The sequence below is a fragment of the Bacillus cereus group sp. N11 genome (genome assembly GCF_016483605.1).
Lineage (GTDB): Bacteria > Bacillota > Bacilli > Bacillales > Bacillaceae_G > Bacillus_A > Bacillus_A toyonensis.
The window spans coordinates 1-310 of record NZ_JAEHBN010000068.1; the positions used below are offsets into that span (position 1 = coordinate 1).

The following is a 310-nucleotide window of genomic DNA, read 5'->3' on the forward strand; positions in this document are numbered from 1 at the left end:
GTACGGTTCTAGAGTCGCCTTAAGACGTTTTTTATTCACTTGCCCCGATCCGCCATATTGCTCCGCATCACTGTTTAAAATCTCGTAATAATACTCGAAATCTGGTACACCTACTTTATAGTTTTCATATGTAGCTTTCGTAAAATTACATACGACAACTAACGCATCTTCTTGTTTATCTCCTTGGCGAATAAACGAGAAAATTCTTTGCTCATTATTATTAGCATCAATCCACTGAAATCCTTCAGGTGAATGATCATGCTGCCAAAGTGGTTTTGAGCGCTTTTACAATGCTATGAGCTCTTTAAAG

The 310-nt window shown here is 37.7% G+C and carries 1 pseudogene; it reads right to left on the reverse strand.

Going from position 1 to position 310, the window contains the following annotated elements:
* Positions 1-310: pseudogene (locus JDS98_RS29695) on the reverse strand (alpha amylase C-terminal domain-containing protein); the annotation flags it as partial.